Annotated in this window: 15 protein-coding genes; 10 read left to right on the top strand and 5 right to left on the bottom strand. The window is 31.7% G+C overall.

Features of this window, described 5'->3' with window-relative positions; genetic code table 11:
• Positions 1-21: 21 nt before the first annotated feature.
• Positions 22-663, top strand: a complete 642-nt coding sequence (locus O9267_RS12240) for a porin family protein (protein WP_366522007.1) — start codon at positions 22-24, stop codon at positions 661-663.
• Here the strand turns inward: O9267_RS12240 and O9267_RS12245 are convergent, their stop codons facing one another.
• Entirely contained in the window at positions 664-1,386 is a 723-nt protein-coding gene (locus tag O9267_RS12245; protein WP_298179971.1) for an RNA methyltransferase, read from the bottom strand.
• A gap of 37 nt (positions 1,387-1,423) precedes the next feature.
• Here O9267_RS12245 and O9267_RS12250 point away from each other — a divergent pair, with 37 nt between their 5' ends.
• The 3 genes from O9267_RS12250 (at position 1,424) to accD (ending at position 6,035) form a co-directional block, all read left to right on the top strand.
• Positions 1,424-3,979 (top strand): BamA/TamA family outer membrane protein, encoded by a 2,556-nt coding sequence (locus O9267_RS12250; protein ID WP_298179973.1) that lies wholly within the window; start codon positions 1,424-1,426, stop codon positions 3,977-3,979.
• A 47-nt stretch (positions 3,980-4,026) separates the two neighbouring features.
• A complete protein-coding gene (fbaA, locus tag O9267_RS12255; RefSeq protein ID WP_298179975.1) occupies positions 4,027-5,094 on the top strand; it encodes a class II fructose-bisphosphate aldolase in 1,068 nt (355 codons plus the stop codon).
• An 86-nt stretch (positions 5,095-5,180) separates the two neighbouring features.
• Complete coding sequence (gene accD / locus O9267_RS12260; RefSeq protein ID WP_298179978.1) at positions 5,181-6,035, top strand: acetyl-CoA carboxylase, carboxyltransferase subunit beta; 855 nt, start codon at positions 5,181-5,183, stop codon at positions 6,033-6,035.
• Between the two features lie 66 nt (positions 6,036-6,101).
• On the opposite strand, the gene O9267_RS12265 is transcribed toward accD, so the two are convergent.
• The 3 genes from O9267_RS12265 to O9267_RS12275 all read right to left on the bottom strand — a co-directional run bounded on the left by O9267_RS12265 (position 6,102) and on the right by O9267_RS12275 (position 10,197).
• Entirely contained in the window at positions 6,102-8,315 is a 2,214-nt protein-coding gene (locus tag O9267_RS12265; RefSeq protein ID WP_298179980.1) for a TonB-dependent receptor, read from the bottom strand.
• 66 nt (positions 8,316-8,381) lie between these two features.
• Positions 8,382-8,912, bottom strand: coding sequence for a hypothetical protein (locus tag O9267_RS12270; protein WP_298179982.1), 531 nt, complete (start codon positions 8,910-8,912; stop codon positions 8,382-8,384).
• 37 nt (positions 8,913-8,949) lie between these two features.
• Complete coding sequence (locus tag O9267_RS12275) at positions 8,950-10,197, bottom strand: ABC transporter permease (RefSeq protein WP_298179983.1); 1,248 nt, start codon at positions 10,195-10,197, stop codon at positions 8,950-8,952.
• 163 nt (positions 10,198-10,360) lie between these two features.
• Here O9267_RS12275 and purH point away from each other — a divergent pair, with 163 nt between their 5' ends.
• The 6 genes from purH to rodA all read left to right on the top strand — a co-directional run bounded on the left by purH (position 10,361) and on the right by rodA (position 17,595).
• Positions 10,361-11,893: a bifunctional phosphoribosylaminoimidazolecarboxamide formyltransferase/IMP cyclohydrolase gene (gene purH / locus O9267_RS12280; RefSeq protein WP_298179985.1), complete on the top strand. Its 1,533-nt coding sequence runs from the start codon at positions 10,361-10,363 to the stop codon at positions 11,891-11,893.
• Positions 11,894-11,948: 55 nt separating this feature from the next.
• Positions 11,949-12,977, top strand: coding sequence for a rod shape-determining protein (locus O9267_RS12285; protein ID WP_298179987.1), 1,029 nt, complete (start codon positions 11,949-11,951; stop codon positions 12,975-12,977).
• A gap of 81 nt (positions 12,978-13,058) precedes the next feature.
• The gene (gene mreC / locus O9267_RS12290) at positions 13,059-13,880 is read left to right on the top strand and encodes a rod shape-determining protein MreC (RefSeq protein WP_298179990.1); all 822 of its coding nucleotides are present in this window, start codon (positions 13,059-13,061) and stop codon (positions 13,878-13,880) included.
• Complete coding sequence (locus O9267_RS12295) at positions 13,873-14,379, top strand: rod shape-determining protein MreD (RefSeq protein ID WP_298179993.1); 507 nt, start codon at positions 13,873-13,875, stop codon at positions 14,377-14,379. The genes mreC and O9267_RS12295 overlap by 8 nt, the downstream gene beginning before the upstream one ends.
• Positions 14,376-16,325, top strand: coding sequence for a penicillin-binding protein 2 (gene mrdA / locus O9267_RS12300; protein WP_298179995.1), 1,950 nt, complete (start codon positions 14,376-14,378; stop codon positions 16,323-16,325). The genes O9267_RS12295 and mrdA overlap by 4 nt, the downstream gene beginning before the upstream one ends.
• A 16-nt stretch (positions 16,326-16,341) precedes the next feature.
• On the top strand, positions 16,342-17,595 hold the full coding sequence (rodA, locus tag O9267_RS12305; RefSeq protein WP_298179997.1) for a rod shape-determining protein RodA: 1,254 nt from the start codon (positions 16,342-16,344) through the stop codon (positions 17,593-17,595).
• Positions 17,596-17,597: 2 nt separating this feature from the next.
• On the opposite strand, the gene O9267_RS12310 is transcribed toward rodA, so the two are convergent.
• The gene (locus O9267_RS12310; protein WP_298180000.1) at positions 17,598-18,425 is read right to left on the bottom strand and encodes a DNA/RNA non-specific endonuclease; all 828 of its coding nucleotides are present in this window, start codon (positions 18,423-18,425) and stop codon (positions 17,598-17,600) included.
• Positions 18,426-18,427 lie beyond the last annotated feature (2 nt).

The raw sequence follows: 18,427 nt of genomic DNA on the forward strand, positions 1-18,427 counted from the left end.
CAGGCGCAATTCAAAAATAGAATGTTTGCAAAAGATCCGATTATCAATCTTGAAAATTGGGATAAATCACGTTTAACTTGGGGTTATTTTCTTGGGTTTAATTCGTATGATTTCAAATTTGATTATAAAGAAGACACACCCGATATTTTGGTTGATAAAACTACTGGTTTTAATGTTGGACTAGTTGGCGATGTTCGTATTGTTGAACATTTAAATTTGCGTTTTGAACCAGGTTTGTATTATACTCAACGTATTTTGAATTATGCCAATCCTGAATTAACAAAACCGCTAGACAAAAGAAGAGAAGTTAATTCTACTTATATTCACCTTCCTTTGTTGCTAAAAGTTTCTTCAAAGCGAACTGGGAATATTAAACCTTATTTACTAGGTGGAGTCTCTACCGATTTGAATCTTGCTAGCAACTCAAAAGCAAAAGAAGACAATACCAATCAACGTTTTAGAATGCTAAAATGGACCAATAATTACGAATTGGGATTTGGTATAGATTTTTACACACCTTACTTTAAATTTTCGCCATCCGTTAGAGGCGTTTTTGGACTAAAAGACGAGTTAATAAGAGACATTGACCCAGATAGCCCATGGACAGGAAATGTAGATGCTATGCGAACAAGAGCTGTTTTTGTCAACTTTACTTTTCAATAATCAACGTTTAAATTCGCTTAGAATTATTGCCGTTGCTGTTGCCACATTTAAACTTTCCGTTTGTTGCAAATCGCCAAATCTTGGGATAGTCAATCTGTTTTGGATGCTATTTTCTATTTCTTTTGAAATACCATTGGCTTCATTTCCCATTACAATAATTCCTTCGTTTGGCAGTTTTTCTTTATAGATGTTTTTGCCATCCATAAAAGTTCCAAAAACAGGTAATTTTGTGTTTTTTATAAATTCATTCAAATCTAAATAAGTCACGTTAACTCTAGCAATTGAACCCATTGTTGCCATAACAACCTTAGGATTATACAAGTCAACCGTTTCTTTAGAGCAAACTAATTGTTGTATTCCAAACCAATCACATAATCTCAAAATAGTTCCTAAATTTCCAGGATCACGAATATCATCAAGAGCTAGTAGCAATCCTTTTTCTTGTACTTTTTTGGATTCTGGAATTTTAAAAAGTGCTAAACAGGTATTGGGAGTTGTCAAAGCACTAATTTTTTTCAATTCGGCTTCAGAAATCAACGTTTGTTTGGAAGATGGAATTTCAGTAAAAATTGATTCGGTAGTAAATAAATGTTCTAATTCAAAATTGGAAAATAAGAGTTCTTGAACTACTTTTATGCCTTCCGCAAAAAATAATTTGTGAACTTGTCGCTGTTTTTTTTGTTGTAAACTTGATATTAACTTTATTTGGTTTTTACTAACCATAGAAATAATGTACTTTTGAATTAAATTATAAATTCCTTTGAAAAATCATTTTACAAAAATATCATTATTTATTCTAATTGGAGTAGTATTTGCCGCATGTAATTCGTTAAGAAGAGTTCCAGATGGCAAAAGACTGCTTACCAACAACGAAATTTCGATAAATGGAGAAAGAGTAAACAATGAAGATATTACCAATTTACTTTATCAAAAACCAAATAGTTCAATACTAGGTTATCGTCTTCGCTTGAATTTATTCAATTTAGCAAACCCAAAACATGATTCTATGTTTAAGCTAAAATATATTGACAATTCGGAAAAATATAAAAGATTATCAAAATGGCTTTCAGAAAAACAAGTACATCGATTGGGTAAATCATTTTGGTATTCTGGATTTCATGAGTTTTTAATTTCTACTGGCGAAGCACCTGTTTTGTATGATAGTATAAGTGCTACAAGATCAATAAAAAATTTAAAAGCTTATTACATAAACAAAGGTTTTTTTAACACAAAAACAAAATTCACCATTGATTCAGCCGGAACTAAAAAAGCAAAAGTCAATTATGATGTAACAACAGGACAAGCTTTTGAAATTGATTCGATAAAAAGTACAATCCTTTCAACAGCATTAGATTCGTTGTATCAATTAAAAAAAGAAGCTTCTTTTATAAAATCAAAAAAACAATATTTAACTGAAGATTTTGATAAAGAAAGAGCTCGAATTACAAACCATTTTAGAAACAATGGCGCCTTCTTGTTTCAACAAGAATATATAGATTATGATATTGACACATTGGTAACACCCAAGAAAGCAAATGTGAATTTGAACATAAACAATTATTCTTATCGAGAAAACGATTCAACTAAAACAGCACCATTTAAACTATATAAAATTAGTAGTGTAAATATCATTACCGATTACGCAAGCACATCTAAAAACAAGTCAGTTTTTAAGGATAGTGTTACTTACAAAAACTTCAATTTATATAGTTTTAACAAGCTTAAATACCGCCCAAAAGCAATAACTGATGCCGTTTTTATAACTAAAGGAAGCTATTTTTCTGACACAAGAACAAATTTGACATCAAGATATTTGAGCAATCTTAAAGTTTTTAATTATCCAACGATTACCTATAGAATTGACCCGACTGATTCGTTGTCAAATTCACTCATTGCCTCAATATACTTAACTCCAAGAAAAAAATATAGTTTCTCAGCCAATTTAGATGTAACCCGATCAAATATTCAAGAGTTAGGAATTGCATTATCACCATCCGTTACTATTAGAAACGTTTTTAATGGTGCAGAAACATTAGATATTGCTGCAAGGGGAAATATTGGTGCTTCAAAATATTTTGCAAATCCTGACGATAAATTTTTCAATGTTTTGGAATATGGTCTCGATATGAAATTAAATTTTCCAAGAATTCTCATGTTTTTCAATACCGAGAAAATTATTCCTAAAAAAATGATTCCTTCAACAAGTCTGACTTTAGGTTTTTCTAAACAAACTAATATTGGGTTAGATAAAGAAAATTTAACCAGCTCTTTTGCATATAACTGGACTCCAAAAATAAATTCTACTGCAAAATTTGAGTTATATAACATCCAATTCGTTAGAAATATTAATATTGAAAATTATTTTAAAGTTTATTCTTCTTCCTATGCCGCTTTGAATACTTTAGCCCTGGCCTATCCAACTAATCCGTCATATTTTAGTAATGGAGAACTACTAATAGACAATGGAACTAATGCTTTTATGAATGATGTTTTAGGTCTTAATCCAACAATTTTCCCTGACGATAAAGACAAAAAAATAATTAATAGTATAAGTGAACGTAGAAAAAGGTTAACCGAAAATAACTTAATTTTTGCCACCAATTATCAATTTTCTGAAACCACCAAAAAAGATTTGGCAGATGAAAGTTTTTATGTTTTCAGAACTAAATTAGAATCAGCAGGAAATTTTTTATCGCTTTTGGCAAGTGCTTCTAAAAAGCTAAAAAACCAAAATGGCAGTAACACCTTTCTTGAAGTAGAATATTCACAATATTTCAAAACCGAATTTGAATATATAAAACATTGGGATTTAAGTTTCAAAAAAATTGTTGCGGTTCGAAGTTTTGTAGGATTTGCAATACCTTATGGTAATTCTAAAAGCATCCCTTTTTCTAGAAGTTATTTTGCTGGTGGCTCAAACGACAATAGAGGTTGGCAACCTTATAGTTTAGGACCTGGAAGCAGTTCAGGAATAAACGATTTTAACGAAGCCAATTTAAAAATTGCTCTTAATGCGGAATTTAGATTTGCTATTTTAGGTGATTTAAACGGTGCATTGTTTGCTGATGCAGGAAATATTTGGAATGCGCTTGATAATGTTGAAGATGAAAAATATACTTTCAACGGAATAAAATCATTACAAGATTTAGCTATTGGAACTGGAATTGGGTTTCGATATGATTTTAGCTTTTTCATTTTCAGATTGGATTTAGGATTTAAAACTTACAATCCAGCAAAATTAGAAAGTGAAAAATGGTTTAGAGAATTGAATTTTTCAAAATCAGTATTAAATATTGGAATAAATTACCCATTCTAATTTTAGAAATTATTATTTTTGTAGACTTAACTAAAAAAAACAATACAATGTCACATAATATCAAACCTGGAGTTGCCACTGGAGACGAAGTTCAAGCTATTTTCGCTTATGCAAAAGAAAAAGGATTTGCTTTACCAGCTGTAAATGTTACTGGTTCAAGCACTATTAATGGAGTTTTGGAAACTGCTGCCAAATTAAACGCGCCAGTTATCATTCAATTTTCTAATGGTGGTGCTCAGTTTAATGCCGGAAAAGGACTTTCTAATGCTGGTGAAAAATCGGCTATTCTTGGAGCAATTGCTGGAGCAAAACATATTCATACACTTGCAGAAGCTTATGGTGCAACTGTAATTGTTCACACTGACCATTGTGCAAAAAAATTATTACCTTGGATTGATGGATTGTTAGATGCTTCTGAAAAACATTTTGCAGAAACTGGAAAATCTTTGTTTTCTTCTCACATGATTGATTTATCTGAAGAACCAATTGCTGAAAACATCGAAATCTGTAAAAGTTATTTAGCAAGAATGAGCAAAATGGGAATGACATTAGAAATTGAACTTGGAATAACTGGTGGTGAAGAAGATGGTGTTGACAATTCAGATGTTGATAGTTCAAAATTATATACACAACCTGAAGAAGTATCTTATGCTTATGAAGAATTGATGAAAGTAAGTCCAAGATTTACAATTGCGGCTTCTTTTGGAAATGTTCACGGAGTTTACAAACCAGGAAATGTAAAATTGACTCCAAAAATCTTAAAAAATTCTCAGGAATACGTTCAAAATAAATTTAACACTGGTGCAAACCCTGTAGATTTTGTTTTCCACGGTGGTTCTGGTTCAACTCTTGAAGAAATTAGAGAAGCCATTTCTTATGGTGTTATCAAAATGAACATTGATACCGATTTACAATTTGCATTCACAGAAGGAATTCGTGATTATATGGTTTCTAAAATTGATTATTTAAGAACACAAATCGGAAGTCCAGAAGGTGCAGATTCTCCAAACAAAAAACATTATGACCCAAGAAAATGGGTTCGTGAAGGTGAAGTTACTTTCAATACAAGACTTGAGCAAGCATTTGCTGATTTAAACAATGTAAACACTTTATAAAAACTGTATATTGTAAAATTGTATAATGTAAAACTGAAAACTAAATTACATTATACAATTTTACAATTTACATTATACAATAAAATATGGCTTGGTTTAAAAGAAAAGAAAAAGGAATTACAACCGCTACAGAAGATAAAAAAGATGTTCCAAAAGGTTTGTGGTACAAATCGCCAACAGGAAAAATTATTGATACCGATGAACTAGCAAGAAACCTTTGGGTAAGCCCAGAAGATGATTTTCATGTTAGAATTGGAAGTAAAGAATATTTCGAAATCTTATTTGATGATAACGAATTTAAAGAGTTAGATGCCAAAATGACTTCTAAAGATCCTTTGAATTTTGTGGATACCAAAAAATATTCTGATCGTTTAAAAGATGTAATGGAAAAAACCAAACTAAAAGACGCTGTTCGTACCGCTGTTGGAAAATCTAAAGGAAACGACCTAGTGGTTTGCTGTATGGATTTTGCTTTTATTGGTGGCTCAATGGGTGCTGTTGTAGGTGAAAAAATTGCTCGTGGAATTGATTATTCAATCAAACATAACGTGCCTTTTCTGATGATTTCAAAATCAGGCGGTGCTCGTATGATGGAAGCTGCTTATTCATTGATGCAATTAGCAAAAACATCTGCAAAATTAGCACAACTTGCTGAAGCTAAAATTCCATACATTTCATTATGTACTGACCCAACTACAGGTGGAACTACAGCTTCTTATGCAATGTTAGGCGACATCAACATTTCTGAGCCAGGAGCATTAATAGGTTTTGCTGGACCACGTGTAGTAAGAGACACAACTGGAAAAGATTTGCCAGAAGGTTTCCAAACAGCAGAATTTGTCCTAGAACATGGTTTCCTAGATTTTATAACACCTAGAAAAGAATTAAAAGACAAAATCAACTTGTATTTAGATTTAATTTTGAATCAAGAAGTTAGATAGATTCATTTTTCAAAATAAAAAAAGCCGACTCTTAATTTAAAAATGAGCCGGCTTTTTAATGTTTTTTTAGAAACTATATTTCAAACCTCCATAAATATTTCTTCCTGGAGCATTAATTCCTGAGGCAAAAAGTCTATACTGAGTGTCTAATATATTTTCAATACCAACAAACAAAGTGGCGCCTTTAACTATGGTAAAACTTGTTTTCAAATTATAAGTTTCCCACGCAGGCATTCCACTAGTTGGCGCATAAACTAGGTTGTCTTCACCACTTGCAGAATAATCACTTATGTCTTTTTTGCCATTAAATAACATATAGGCTTCAAGTGCTAATATTTTTTTTGTGTATACTAATCCAAGTTTACCAAAATAAGGAGAAATATGGTCTAAAGGCGATTGATTTCCATCTTCTACAACTCTACCTAAAGTGTAATCGAAATTAGCATTAAATTGCAAATTAGTACATAAATAAGTATTGAAACTAGTTGAAAAACCTGCAATATATGCTTTCCCCTTGTTTTGATTCGCTTTTACATTATTTAAAAAACCATTGAAGATAACTTGACTTTGTCCATTATATGCAAATGAATCTATTACAATAGCATCAAACATTCTTGTATAAAAATAAGTAAAGTCAAAAGATGTTTTTTTAGAATCAGATTGTATAGCAAAACCCAAATCGGTAGTAATTGTTTTTTCTGGTTTTAAGTCTTTATTCGGAACTACTAATATTCCAATTTCTGAACTACTCTTACTAGGAGCAGATTCAAAAATTTTCGACAAATCGTCAATATTGGCTACTCTAAATCCGCTTGAAACATTTGCTTTCAAAGAAACATTTTTGGAAGGGTTATGCTTTATGCCCAAAGTTCCACTGTAAGTTATATTATCTTGAGAAATTGAATCGTAAGGTAAAGAGAAAAGAGTATTATCAGCAATTGTACTTTTTAAAGCTGTATAACCAAATCTTGCTCCTGCATTCCAAAATGTTTCTTCGGATAATTTTTCATTATACGAAACATAAATGTCGTTTCTTAACATATTATTATCTCCATTTGGATATCTAGTACTTATAGGTGCTATAACTCCAGAGTTTATATTGTTTGAAAAAGCAGAAGATTTTAAAGTTTCATAATACGATTCTATACCATAAAATAATTCACTTTTGGCAAACACTTTTTTCAAATCAGCAGAAAAAGAAAACATATTTACATTTTCTTCTCTATTCTCTAAATCATATTTTCCAAATCTTCTGTTATGACGACTTTCTTTAGCGTTTTGATAAGCCACATTTAATTTAAAATCAGTATCAAAAAAAGCTTTTTTCTTTTCCAAAGAGTAAACTGCTAATACTCGCTGTTGAGGTCCATAATACCATTCGGCATGTTTCAATCCAGTTGATGTTGTTTCGGTAAGTCTGTCATAGCGAGGTATATCTGAAGAAGTTGAAAACTGCAAGTTAAGACCATGTTCAAATCCGCTATTGGTTTTATAAGCAAATTTTTGAAGAATATTATATTGCTGATATCCAGAGTTTTTTTGAACGTATTTATCTTCGTTAACTGTTAACTGGTCTATACCATTAATTGTCTCAACATAGAAAGGTCTTTCTCCAAAAAAATCGCCATTATGATTTTTCTTTTTCCCCATTTTCAAATCTCCAAAATCATTGAATGAAGCCATTGTTAGTGATGCAAATTTTTCTGTGGCATAATTAAAATTGAATGCCACAGATTTCTCTTCATTTGATGAACTGTAGCGTGTGTTTATATTTCCTGAAAATTTAGTGTTTACTTGGTCTAGAAACTTTGCTTTTTTTGTATTCATTGCAACAGTACCACCAAGAGCATCACTTCCAAAAAGGGTAGAAGTTGGTCCATACAGTATTCCAACATTATCCAGAAAACTTTCGTCAACTGTGATAATGTTTTGAAGATGTCCTGCTCTGAATATCAGGTTGTTCATACGTATTCCGTCAACTAAGAGCAATACCCTACTCGCTTCAAACCCTCTAATTACTGGGCTTCCTGCGCCTTGTTGCGATTTTTGCACAAAAAGCGAACCCGAATTAGAAAGCATTTCTGCCGTGCTTTGAAAATTTTGAAAGTCAAGTTGTTTTGATGTTATGACTTTTACTTGATTAGGTAAGCCAACTGAATTAGTTGAAATTTTATTGATCGTAACTTCTCTTAATTGTTTAATTTTTGTGGTATCTATTTCGGTTTGAGAAACCATAAGCATAGACACCATCAACATATATAATGTTGTGATTTTTTTCATTTTATTTTGATAAATTAGTTTACCACTAAATTTTGCAAGACTAAGTTGCTACTAAAATTTATAGTTCTAATTTTTTGGAGGTGGCACTAAAATGAAATTGAATAAAGAATTGTAAAATGTGGTTTTAAAATGAAATTGGTTTACTTTTTTAAGAATAACAAAAGGTTTCCAATCAAATACTTCCTGAAAATAAAGTGTTTTGTAAAAAGAAAAAACCTGATTTCCCTTGTCTTTAGACTTTATATCATGACTAAAAACGGAAGTTAAAAGTTTTTGTAATTTTTGATTCAAAATGGTTTCTTCACTGTCATGCCAACACCAAAGTTGTGTTTTACCATTCACTATTTTCTTTTCAACAACATCGTACATTTGGTTGTTGTATTCAAACTCTTTTGAATGCTCCCAACGAAGTTTCGTGTTGATCTCGTGTTCAGAAAATTCAAAATAAACCAACTCTTTTTTATCAATCCCAGCAATCATTTTCCATTTCACTTCTTTTTTTATAGCGCGTTTATGATGTTGTAACCAAGTGTAAGTTGATACAGCTGGCACAAGCAGAATAAAAAGAAAAAAAAGACTAACGAATTGTTTCTTCAATGTTTGTTGGATTGTTTGACAAATATAGAAACTTATTTTACATCCCACTTCTAATAGCTTCTACAGGATCTAACCTAGAAGCTGATATAGCTGGTAAAATTCCCGAAAGCAAACCGATAAATGCGGCTAAACTTGTTCCTAAAATTATGTTTCCTGTGCTTAGAACAAATTCAAAATCAATTAATTTAGTTAGAATCATAGCGATTATCCACACGAAGAACAATCCTATCAATCCGCCAATTATACAGAGAATTATTGCTTCAAACAAAAATTGAAAAAGTATAAAACGATTTTTAGCACCTAATGATTTTTGAATTCCGATGAGATTTGTTCTTTCTTTTACTGAAACGAACATGATATTAGCAATTCCAAAACCACCAACTAATAAAGAAAATCCTGCTATCATCCAGCCACCCATTTTCATTTGACCCACAATCATATCAATCATATCGGTAAATCCTGAAAAAACATTGATAAAAAAATTGTCAATCTCGCTGGTTTTTACACCTCGAAATGTTCTTAATTTTTGAGAAATATCCGCTTTAAATGCTTCCATGTCTATGCCGCTTTTTGGTTTTATAATAATTACAGGCAACATGGTATCATTGTTTTCTCCAAAAGCCATTCGGATAAAATTTACAGGAATAAAAATAGAACTATCATTACTATCAAACATACTTGAACCCTCTTTTTTCAAAATTCCAATTACTGTAAAACGCTTTCCGTACAAACGAATTTGTTTTCCAATCGGATCGGCGTTTTCAAAAAGAACGTTGGCAATCTCGTCACCAATAACAGCAACGGTTGCGCCAGAATTAGATTCGGATTCGTTATAAAATCGTCCTTTCGCAAAATCTAATTGTTGTATCGTTGTAAACTCGTGCGAAACAGGAACAACATTTATATCGCTAACTGTTTTTGAGTCATATTTAGCCGATTCGCGTCCTACAAAAAACTGAAAAGCCATTTCTTCGGCATCGGGCAACGAATTTTTCAATGTTTGATATTCTTCATAATTTACCGAAGGAAATTGTTCGCGTTTCCATCGAGGAACATCGGTTGGGCCGAATGATTGGCTAGTTAAATAAATAGTGTTTTTATCTAAACTGCTCAAGTTTTTTTTAATTTTTCTGTCCAATGAATCAACTGCAGCAAGCACAGCAATGATAGAAAATATTCCAATTGTAACACCAAGTAGTGAAAGTAAGGTTCGCAATTTGTTAGTTCGCAACGCGTTCATTGCAAAACTGAAACTTTCTTTTAACAATCGGATATATAAAAGCATAAAGGGTGATTTATATTAGTGTAAAATTCAATAAATTTTATTCAAAAACCTAATAAAATATTTTATTCCTAATAGGTATTGATTTACACTATTTTGTTACAAAAAGATATTGAATAGTATCTACAAAAAAACTACTTTTGCACATCAAAATTCTAACTACACAATGAACACAACAAAAACAATTACATCAGCCTTAATTTCGGTTTTTTCTAAAGACGGATTAGAACCAATCGTTCAAAAATTACACGAACAAAATGTAACGCTTTATTCAACAGGCGGAACAGAAGAGTTTATTAAAAATCTAGGAATTCCAGTCGTTCCAGTCGAAGATATTACTTCATTTCCCGAAATTTTTGGTGGTAGAGTAAAAACATTACACCCGAAGATTTTCGGTGGTATTTTAAACCGTCAAGACAATCCAACTGATGTAGCACAAATGCAAGAATTCAATATTCCGCAAATAGATGTTGTAATTGTTGATTTATATCCGTTTGAAAAAACTGTAGCTTCTGGAGCAAGTGAAAGTGACATTATCGAAAAAATTGATATTGGTGGAATTTCGTTAATTCGTGCTACTGCAAAAAACTTTAAAGATACCGTAATTGTTCCATCTGTAAATGAATATGAGTTGTTTTTGCAACTAATTACAGAAGGAAACGGAACTACAACTTTGGAACAAAGAAGACAATTAGCAACCAAAGCGTTCAATGTTTCGTCGCATTATGATTCGGCAATTTTCAATTATTTTAATAAAAATCATGAGGAAGCCGTTTTGAAAATAAGTGAACAAAAGGGTCAAGTACTGCGTTATGGCGAAAATCCACATCAACGAGGTTTTTTCTTTGGCGATTTTGATGCCATGTTCACCAAATTACACGGAAAAGAATTGTCTTATAACAATTTGTTAGATGTTGATGCTGCCGTAAATTTGATTTTAGAATTCAAAAACAACGAACCAACATTTGCTATTTTAAAACACAACAATGCTTGCGGATTAGCCACTAGAAACTCTATGAAAGAAGCTTATTTGGCAGCTTTAGCAGGTGATCCAACATCGGCTTTTGGAGGTGTTCTTATTGCTAATGGTAAAATTGACGAAGCTACTGCAACCGAAATCAACTCGCTTTTTTGTGAAGTAGTAATTGCACCAAGTTATGACGAACGAGCAATAGCAATTTTATCTGAAAAGAAAAACAGAATTATTTTGGTTCAAAAAGAAGTGAGTTTGCCACAAACAAATGTTAGAACTTGCCTAAATGGAACATTAGTTCAAGATAGAAATAATATCACCGATACTAAAGATGGGTTAAAAACCGTTACTATACTAGAACCTAGTTCTCAAGAAGTTGAAGATTTACTTTTTGCTTCAAAAATTTGTAAAAACACCAAATCAAATACAATTGTTTTTGCAAAAAATAATACTTTGATAGCTTCAGGAACAGGTCAAACATCAAGAGTAGATGCATTGAAACAAGCAATTGAAAAGGCGAATACATTCGGATTTGATTTGAATGGAGCTGTTATGGCAAGCGATGCTTTCTTTCCATTTCCTGATTGTGTAGAGATTGCAAAACACGCTGGAGTAACCGCTGTTATTCAGCCAGGTGGCTCGATAAAAGATGAATTAAGTATAAATTATTGCAATGAAAATAAAGTTGCAATGGTATTTACAGGAACACGTCATTTTAAACATTAATTTGTTTAACTTTGCGCGTTAAAAACAAACTATTTTTTAAAACATATAAATATCTATGGGATTTTTTGATTTCATGACCGAGGATATCGCGATTGACCTTGGTACCGCAAACACGCTAATCATTCACAACGATAAAGTTGTTATTGATAGTCCATCTATTGTGGCTCGTGATAGAGTTACAGGTAAAATAATTGCCGTTGGTAAAGAAGCCAACATGATGCAAGGAAAAACCCATGAAAATATAAAAACAATTAGACCATTGAAAGATGGTGTAATTGCCGATTTTGATGCTTCAGAAAAAATGATCAGCATGTTCATTAAAAGCATTCCAGCATTAAAGAAAAAAATGTTCACACCTGCACTTCGTATGGTTGTATGTATTCCATCGGGAATTACCGAAGTGGAAATGCGTGCTGTAAAAGAATCTTGTGAGCGTGTAAACGGAAAAGAAGTTTACCTAATTCACGAACCAATGGCAGCTGCAATCGGTATTGGTATTGACATTATGCAACCGAAAGGAAACATGATTGTAGATATTGGTGGTGGAACAACAGAAATTGCCGTAATTGCACTTGGTGGAATTGTATGTGATAAATCTGTTAAGATTGCGGGTGATGTTTTTACAAATGATATTATTTACTATATGCGTACACAACACAATTTATTTGTGGGAGAAAGTACAGCTGAAAAAATAAAAATTACAGTTGGAGCAGCTTTAGAAGAACTAGATTCTCCACCAGAAGAAATGTCGGTTCAAGGTCGTGACTTGTTAACTGGTAAACCAAAACAAGTTGATGTGTCTTACAGAGAAATTGCAAAAGCGTTAGACAAATCTATTCAGCGTATTGAAGATGCTGTAATGGAAACTTTATCGCAAACGCCTCCAGAATTAGCAGCTGATATTTACAACACTGGTATTTATCTTGCAGGTGGTGGTTCGATGCTTAGAGGATTAGACAAACGTATTTCTCAAAAAACAGATTTACCTGTTTATATTGCAGAAGATCCATTAAGAGCGGTTGTTCGTGGAACAGGAATGGCGTTGAAAAACATTCCTAAATTCAGAAGCATATTAATTAAATAAAATTCCAATTATCAAATCCCAAATTCCATTAAATTATTTTTTTTGAAATTTGGAATTTGAGATTTTATACATTTTAAAAAGATGCAGCAAATATTTATATTTATATTTAAAAACAGCTATCGATTGCTGTTTTTGCTGCTTTTGGGTATCTCATTAACGCTTACTATTCAGTCTCATTCTTATCATCGAAGTGAAGTTATTAGTTCTGCTAATTATGTTACGGGTGGTGTTTATGAGCAAGTAAATTCTGTTGAAGAATATTTTAATTTAAAAACTGAAAACGAAAAATTAGCTGGAGAAAATGCCCGACTAAGAATGCTTTTATTCAACAAAGTTGATTCGACTCAAACTCCTATTGTTGCAGACGTTCAAGGTATTCCAAGTACAAATGTTATTTTGTCTAAAGTTATCAATAACACATACAATACTCGCGAAAATTATCTTACTATAAATTCAGGCTCACTAGATGGTATAAAACAAGATATGGGCGTTATTAATAGTCAAGGAATTGTCGGAATTATTGATAGAACTTCCAAAAATTATGCGACGGTTGCCAGTGTGTTGAATATCAAATCGCAAATAAATGCCAAAGTAAAAAAATCCAATCACTTTGGTTCACTTATCTGGGATGGAAAAAATGCAGGTTATGTTCAGTTGATAGATGTTCCTAGATTGGCTTCTGTTAGAAAAGGTGATACTATTGTAACAGGTGGTCAATCAGTTATTTTTCCAGAGAATATTAATATTGGAACTATCGACAAAGTTTTTATAAACAATGAAAATAATTATTATACAATAAATGTAAGATTGTTTAATGATATGACAAATCTTGGCCATGTTTATATAATCAAAAACAGAGATACTCAAGAAATTCTTAACCTCGAAAAGAAACAAGATGAATAGTGCTTTACTAATAAATATTGCTCGTTTCATTTTGTTGATAGCACTCCAAATTTTGCTGTTCAACAACATTAACTTCTTGGGTTACATCAATCCGTATCCGTATATTTTATTTATAATTTTATATCCTGCAAACAGTAATAAGACTGGACTTTTGTTAGCTAGTTTTTTATTAGGTTTAACGGTTGATATGTTCTGTAATTCGGGTGGTGTCCATGCTGCTGCGAGTTTAATTCTTGCTTTTTTTAGACCATCAATATTCAAATTTTCTTTTGGTTTAAGCTATGAATATCAAACAGTTAAAATAAACGATACTTTAACACCTCAACGATTTTCATTTATATTAATTGCGGTATTATTACACCATTTTGTATTATTTTTACTTGAATATTTTGCTTTAAATTACATTTTAGAGGTTTTGATTAAAACAGCCATTAGTTCTGTTTTTACAATTTTGTTAAGTATTTTAATCATTTATTTAGTGAAACCTAATAGACGATGAGAAAGTCAGTACTTCCGACCATAATCATAATAACATCTGTTATTATAGTTTTGAGGCTTTTTTATCTTCAAGTTATTGATGATACTTTACGTTTAAAGTCTGAAAATAACGCTATCAAAATCATTTACGATTATCCAGAACGCGGCTATATTTATGATAGAAATGGTAAACTTTTAGTTGCCAATCAGCCATCTTATGATATAATGGTTACTCCTAGAGAAATCAAAAAAATTGATACTTTAGAATTCTGTAAATTATTAAAAATTCCAAAAGAATTATTTGATAAACAATTAAAAAGAGCCATCAATTATAGCCCGAGATTGCCTTCTGTTTTTCTATCGCAACTAAACAAGATGGAGTATGCAGCACTTCAAGAAAAGATGCGAAAATTTTCTGGATTTGAGATTGTAAAACGTAATTTACGTGACTATCAAGTTCATGTTGGAGCCAATATTTTTGGTTCAATAGCGCAAGTAAATCAAAAAATAATCGATGCTAATGAATATTACAAAAGTGGAGATTTGATTGGGAAACAAGGTGTTGAAGAAAGTTACGAAGAAATTCTAAGAGGAAGAAAAGGTGTAAAATACCGCCAAAAAAATAAGTACAACAAAGATATTGGTCCATACAAACAAGGTGAATTTGATACTATTTCTAAAAACGGAGAAGATATAACTTTAACCATAGATGCTACATTACAACAATATGGTGAAGAATTAATGATTAACAAACGTGGCGGAATTGTAGCAATTGAACCAAAAACAGGCGAAATTTTAGCTTTAGTAACCGCGCCTTCTTATGATCCGGCAATATTGGTTGGTCGACAACGTTCAAGAAATTACACAAATTTATACAATGACTCTTTGGCAAAACCATTGTATGATAGAGGTTTACTTGCCGAATATCCACCTGGTTCACCATTTAAAATTATAACAGGTTTAGCGGCTCTTCAAGAGCAAGTTATAGACGAACAAACCACTTTTTACTGCCATCATGGTTTTAGTTATGGAAGAGGACGTTTTATGAAATGTCACGGTGGCTCTGGACCACACCAGCTTCATAACGGAATTTATCGTTCCTGTAATGCCTATTTTGGGAATGTCTATTTAAAGACAATTAAAAAATATAAGGATCCTGGAGCTTCTGTGGATATTTGGTCAAAACATGTGAAAAGTTTTGGTTTAGGAGATTTTATGGGATATGATTTACCAACTGGTAGAAAAGGTAAAGTCCCAACTTCTAAAACTTATAAAAGAATGTACCCAAACGGTGGTTGGACTGCAACAGCCATTGTTTCAAATTCTATTGGTCAGGGTGAAGTATTGACAACACCTATTCAGTTGGCAAACATGATGGCGACGGTTGCTAATCAAGGTTATTATTTTACACCTCATATTGTTAAGAAAATAAAAGGCGAAAAAATTGATAAAAAATTTACAACGAAACATCTTACTACAATAGACAGAAAATATTATAAACCTGTAATAGAAGGATTGTTCGATGTTTATAACAAAGGAACTGCATATCATCTAAAAGTTGAAGGTATTGATATTTGTGGTAAAACTGGAACTGCCGAAAATTACACCAAAGTTTATGGTAAAAGAGTAAAGCTAAAAGATCATTCTATATTTGTGGCTTTTGCACCTAAAGACAACCCTAAAATTGCTTTAGCTGTTTTTGTAGAAAATGGAGGATATGGTGCAACTATTGCTGGACCAATAGCAAGTTTGATGATTGAGAAATATCTAAAAGGAAAGATAACGCGTAAAGATTTAGAAACAAGAACTTTAGCTAGAAGCTTAATGGCAGAATACAATCGATTTGTAAAAAAACCAAACGATTCAACACTTTTAAAAGAAATAAAAATTCTTGAAGTAGAAAAAGCTAAGGAAGAAAAAATTGAAGAAACAATAAAAGAAAGTGTTGACACTACAAAATCAATCTAAACTGGATTATTAAACCATGAAAAACCAAAGTGTAAGTAGCAATATTGATTGGATGATTGTAAGCATCTATATCGTTATGGTCATTTTAGGTTGGCTAAATATTTATTCTTCGTCATTGCCAGAAGTAGAAACTTCAATTTTTGATTTATCTCAATACTATGGAAAACAATTACTTACAATTGCATTTACAATTCCATTAATAATAATTGTATTATCTGTTGATAGTAAGTTTTACGAAAAATTTTCTTTTGTTATTTATATTATAGGTCTTTTGGCAATTGCTGGTCTTTTTGTTTTTGGGAAAGAGGTTAAAGGTCAAACTAACTGGTATTCGTTTGGGTCTTTTGGGTTACAACCATCAGAGTTTGCTAAAGCTGCTACAAGTTTAGCATTAGCTAAATACCTTAGTGATGTACAAGTAAATTTAAAAAACTTAAACCATCAAATTATTGCGTTAGGATTGATATTTCTGCCTATATTATTTATCGCACCGCATGATCCCGGAAGTGCCTTGATTTATACCGTTCTTATTTTTGTTTTGCATAGAGAAGGTTTACCATCAAGTTATTTATGGATGGGTCTTTTCATCATCATTATATTTGTTTTAAGTCTTATAATGAATCCTTTATATATTGTACTAATTACGTTTCTAATTCTGGCTTTTATCTATTACCGAAGCAGGATAGCCGATAGAAATATGATTATAAGTATCATAACTTTGGTAATGGTTGCGGCATTTAGTTATTCTACAAGTTATGTTTTTGATAATGTCTTGAAACAACACCATCGTGACCGTTTTAATATTTTATTAGGCAAAAAAGTAGACGATAAAGGAATTGGGTACAATGTAAATCAGTCAAAAATCGCAATTGGTTCGGGCGGTTTATTTGGTAAAGGTTATCTTGAAGGAACTCAAACAAAAGGTGGCTTTGTGCCAGAACAACACACCGATTATATCTTTACAACAGTTGGTGAAGAATGGGGATTTGTTGGTTCGTTGTTTGTAATTGGACTTTATTTAGGACTAATCTTTAGAATAATTTACCTTTCCGAAAGACAGAAAACCAAGTTTAGTCGAATTTATGGCTATTGTGTCGCCTCCATTTTATTTGTCCATTTCTTTGTGAATATAGCGATGGTTCTTGGAATTTTTCCAACTATTGGTGTTCCGTTACCATTCTTTTCTTATGGTGGTTCTGGACTTTGGGGCTTTACAATCTTGCTTTTTATTTTCCTCAAAATGGATGCCAACAAAGTAAATGAGTGGTAGTTTTAAAAACTCCAATTTTTATAATCACTGCTTTTTTCCAATTGATTTTCGATTGAATCCTCTAGCTTTGGAAAGAAATTAATTCCTGTAAGTTTTTCTATTTCATCTACTGAAACTACAAATTCGTACAAACCTTTTTCGCTGTCTTCATTTGGTATTAGAAAAGCTATCATTTTATAATTTCCATTATTTTTATTTAATAAAACTTTATAAAAATAGTCAGGAACAGCAACATCTTCTTTTCCGATTGTTTCCAAATTATCTTTGAGAACACCACCAGTTACTACATAAATCCCGTCGTATTTGTTTGCCCAATAACGTGTTTTTTGTTCCAATCTGTTCCAAATTCCACTATTGAATTCTCTGTCTTGTGGCGAAATATTGGAAGTATAAAAAGTTTCTTCAAAAGCGGCTTTAGAAAATTTCATGTCGCCAGCAGCACACAAGTGTCCTTTATCGTAACCCGAATTTTTATAATTTCGCCAATCGGCCGAACCTGTTTTGACCTTTGGATCTTCTATAAAAAAAGGTCTTTGATAATCTTGATTACTATATCTTCCTTTTTTAAGTTCATAAGCAACCCATTCTGCTTGTTCATATTCCTCTTTATAAGACAAAGTATAATTATCATGTTGAATAATCTGATTACTAGTTGAAGTTGGATAATAATCAAATGATTTGTCAACTGAATCATCATTAGAAACCGAAACAGACGTGCTATCAATAAGTTCTTGGTTCTCCTCTTTTTCAGTAATTTTGTTTTGACAAGAAATAGATAAAAGTATTGTTAATGCTACTAAAAATTTGTAATTTTGAAAAAAGTCCTTCATGA

Origin of the sequence: Flavobacterium sp. (assembly GCF_027531705.1) — a bacterium.
Taxonomy (GTDB): domain Bacteria; phylum Bacteroidota; class Bacteroidia; order Flavobacteriales; family Flavobacteriaceae; genus Flavobacterium.

Bases quoted from the DNA above. Each gene is read 5' to 3' on its own strand.
- O9267_RS12285 (WP_298179987.1), top strand. From the start codon at position 11,949: ATGGGATTTTTTGATTTCATGACCGAGGATATCGCGATTGACCTTGGT.
- O9267_RS12275 (WP_298179983.1), bottom strand. From the start codon at position 10,197: ATGCTTTTATATATCCGATTGTTAAAAGAAAGTTTCAGTTTTGCAATG.
- O9267_RS12245 (WP_298179971.1), bottom strand. From the start codon at position 1,386: ATGGTTAGTAAAAACCAAATAAAGTTAATATCAAGTTTACAACAAAAA.
- O9267_RS12265 (WP_298179980.1), bottom strand. From the start codon at position 8,315: ATGAAAAAAATCACAACATTATATATGTTGATGGTGTCTATGCTTATG.
- mrdA (WP_298179995.1), top strand. From the start codon at position 14,376: ATGAGAAAGTCAGTACTTCCGACCATAATCATAATAACATCTGTTATT.
- purH (WP_298179985.1), top strand. From the start codon at position 10,361: ATGAACACAACAAAAACAATTACATCAGCCTTAATTTCGGTTTTTTCT.
- rodA (WP_298179997.1), top strand. From the start codon at position 16,342: ATGAAAAACCAAAGTGTAAGTAGCAATATTGATTGGATGATTGTAAGC.
- O9267_RS12310 (WP_298180000.1), bottom strand. From the start codon at position 18,425: ATGAAGGACTTTTTTCAAAATTACAAATTTTTAGTAGCATTAACAATA.
- O9267_RS12240 (WP_366522007.1), top strand. From the start codon at position 22: ATGTTTGCAAAAGATCCGATTATCAATCTTGAAAATTGGGATAAATCA.
- accD (WP_298179978.1), top strand. From the start codon at position 5,181: ATGGCTTGGTTTAAAAGAAAAGAAAAAGGAATTACAACCGCTACAGAA.
- fbaA (WP_298179975.1), top strand. From the start codon at position 4,027: ATGTCACATAATATCAAACCTGGAGTTGCCACTGGAGACGAAGTTCAA.
- mreC (WP_298179990.1), top strand. From the start codon at position 13,059: ATGCAGCAAATATTTATATTTATATTTAAAAACAGCTATCGATTGCTG.
- O9267_RS12295 (WP_298179993.1), top strand. From the start codon at position 13,873: ATGAATAGTGCTTTACTAATAAATATTGCTCGTTTCATTTTGTTGATA.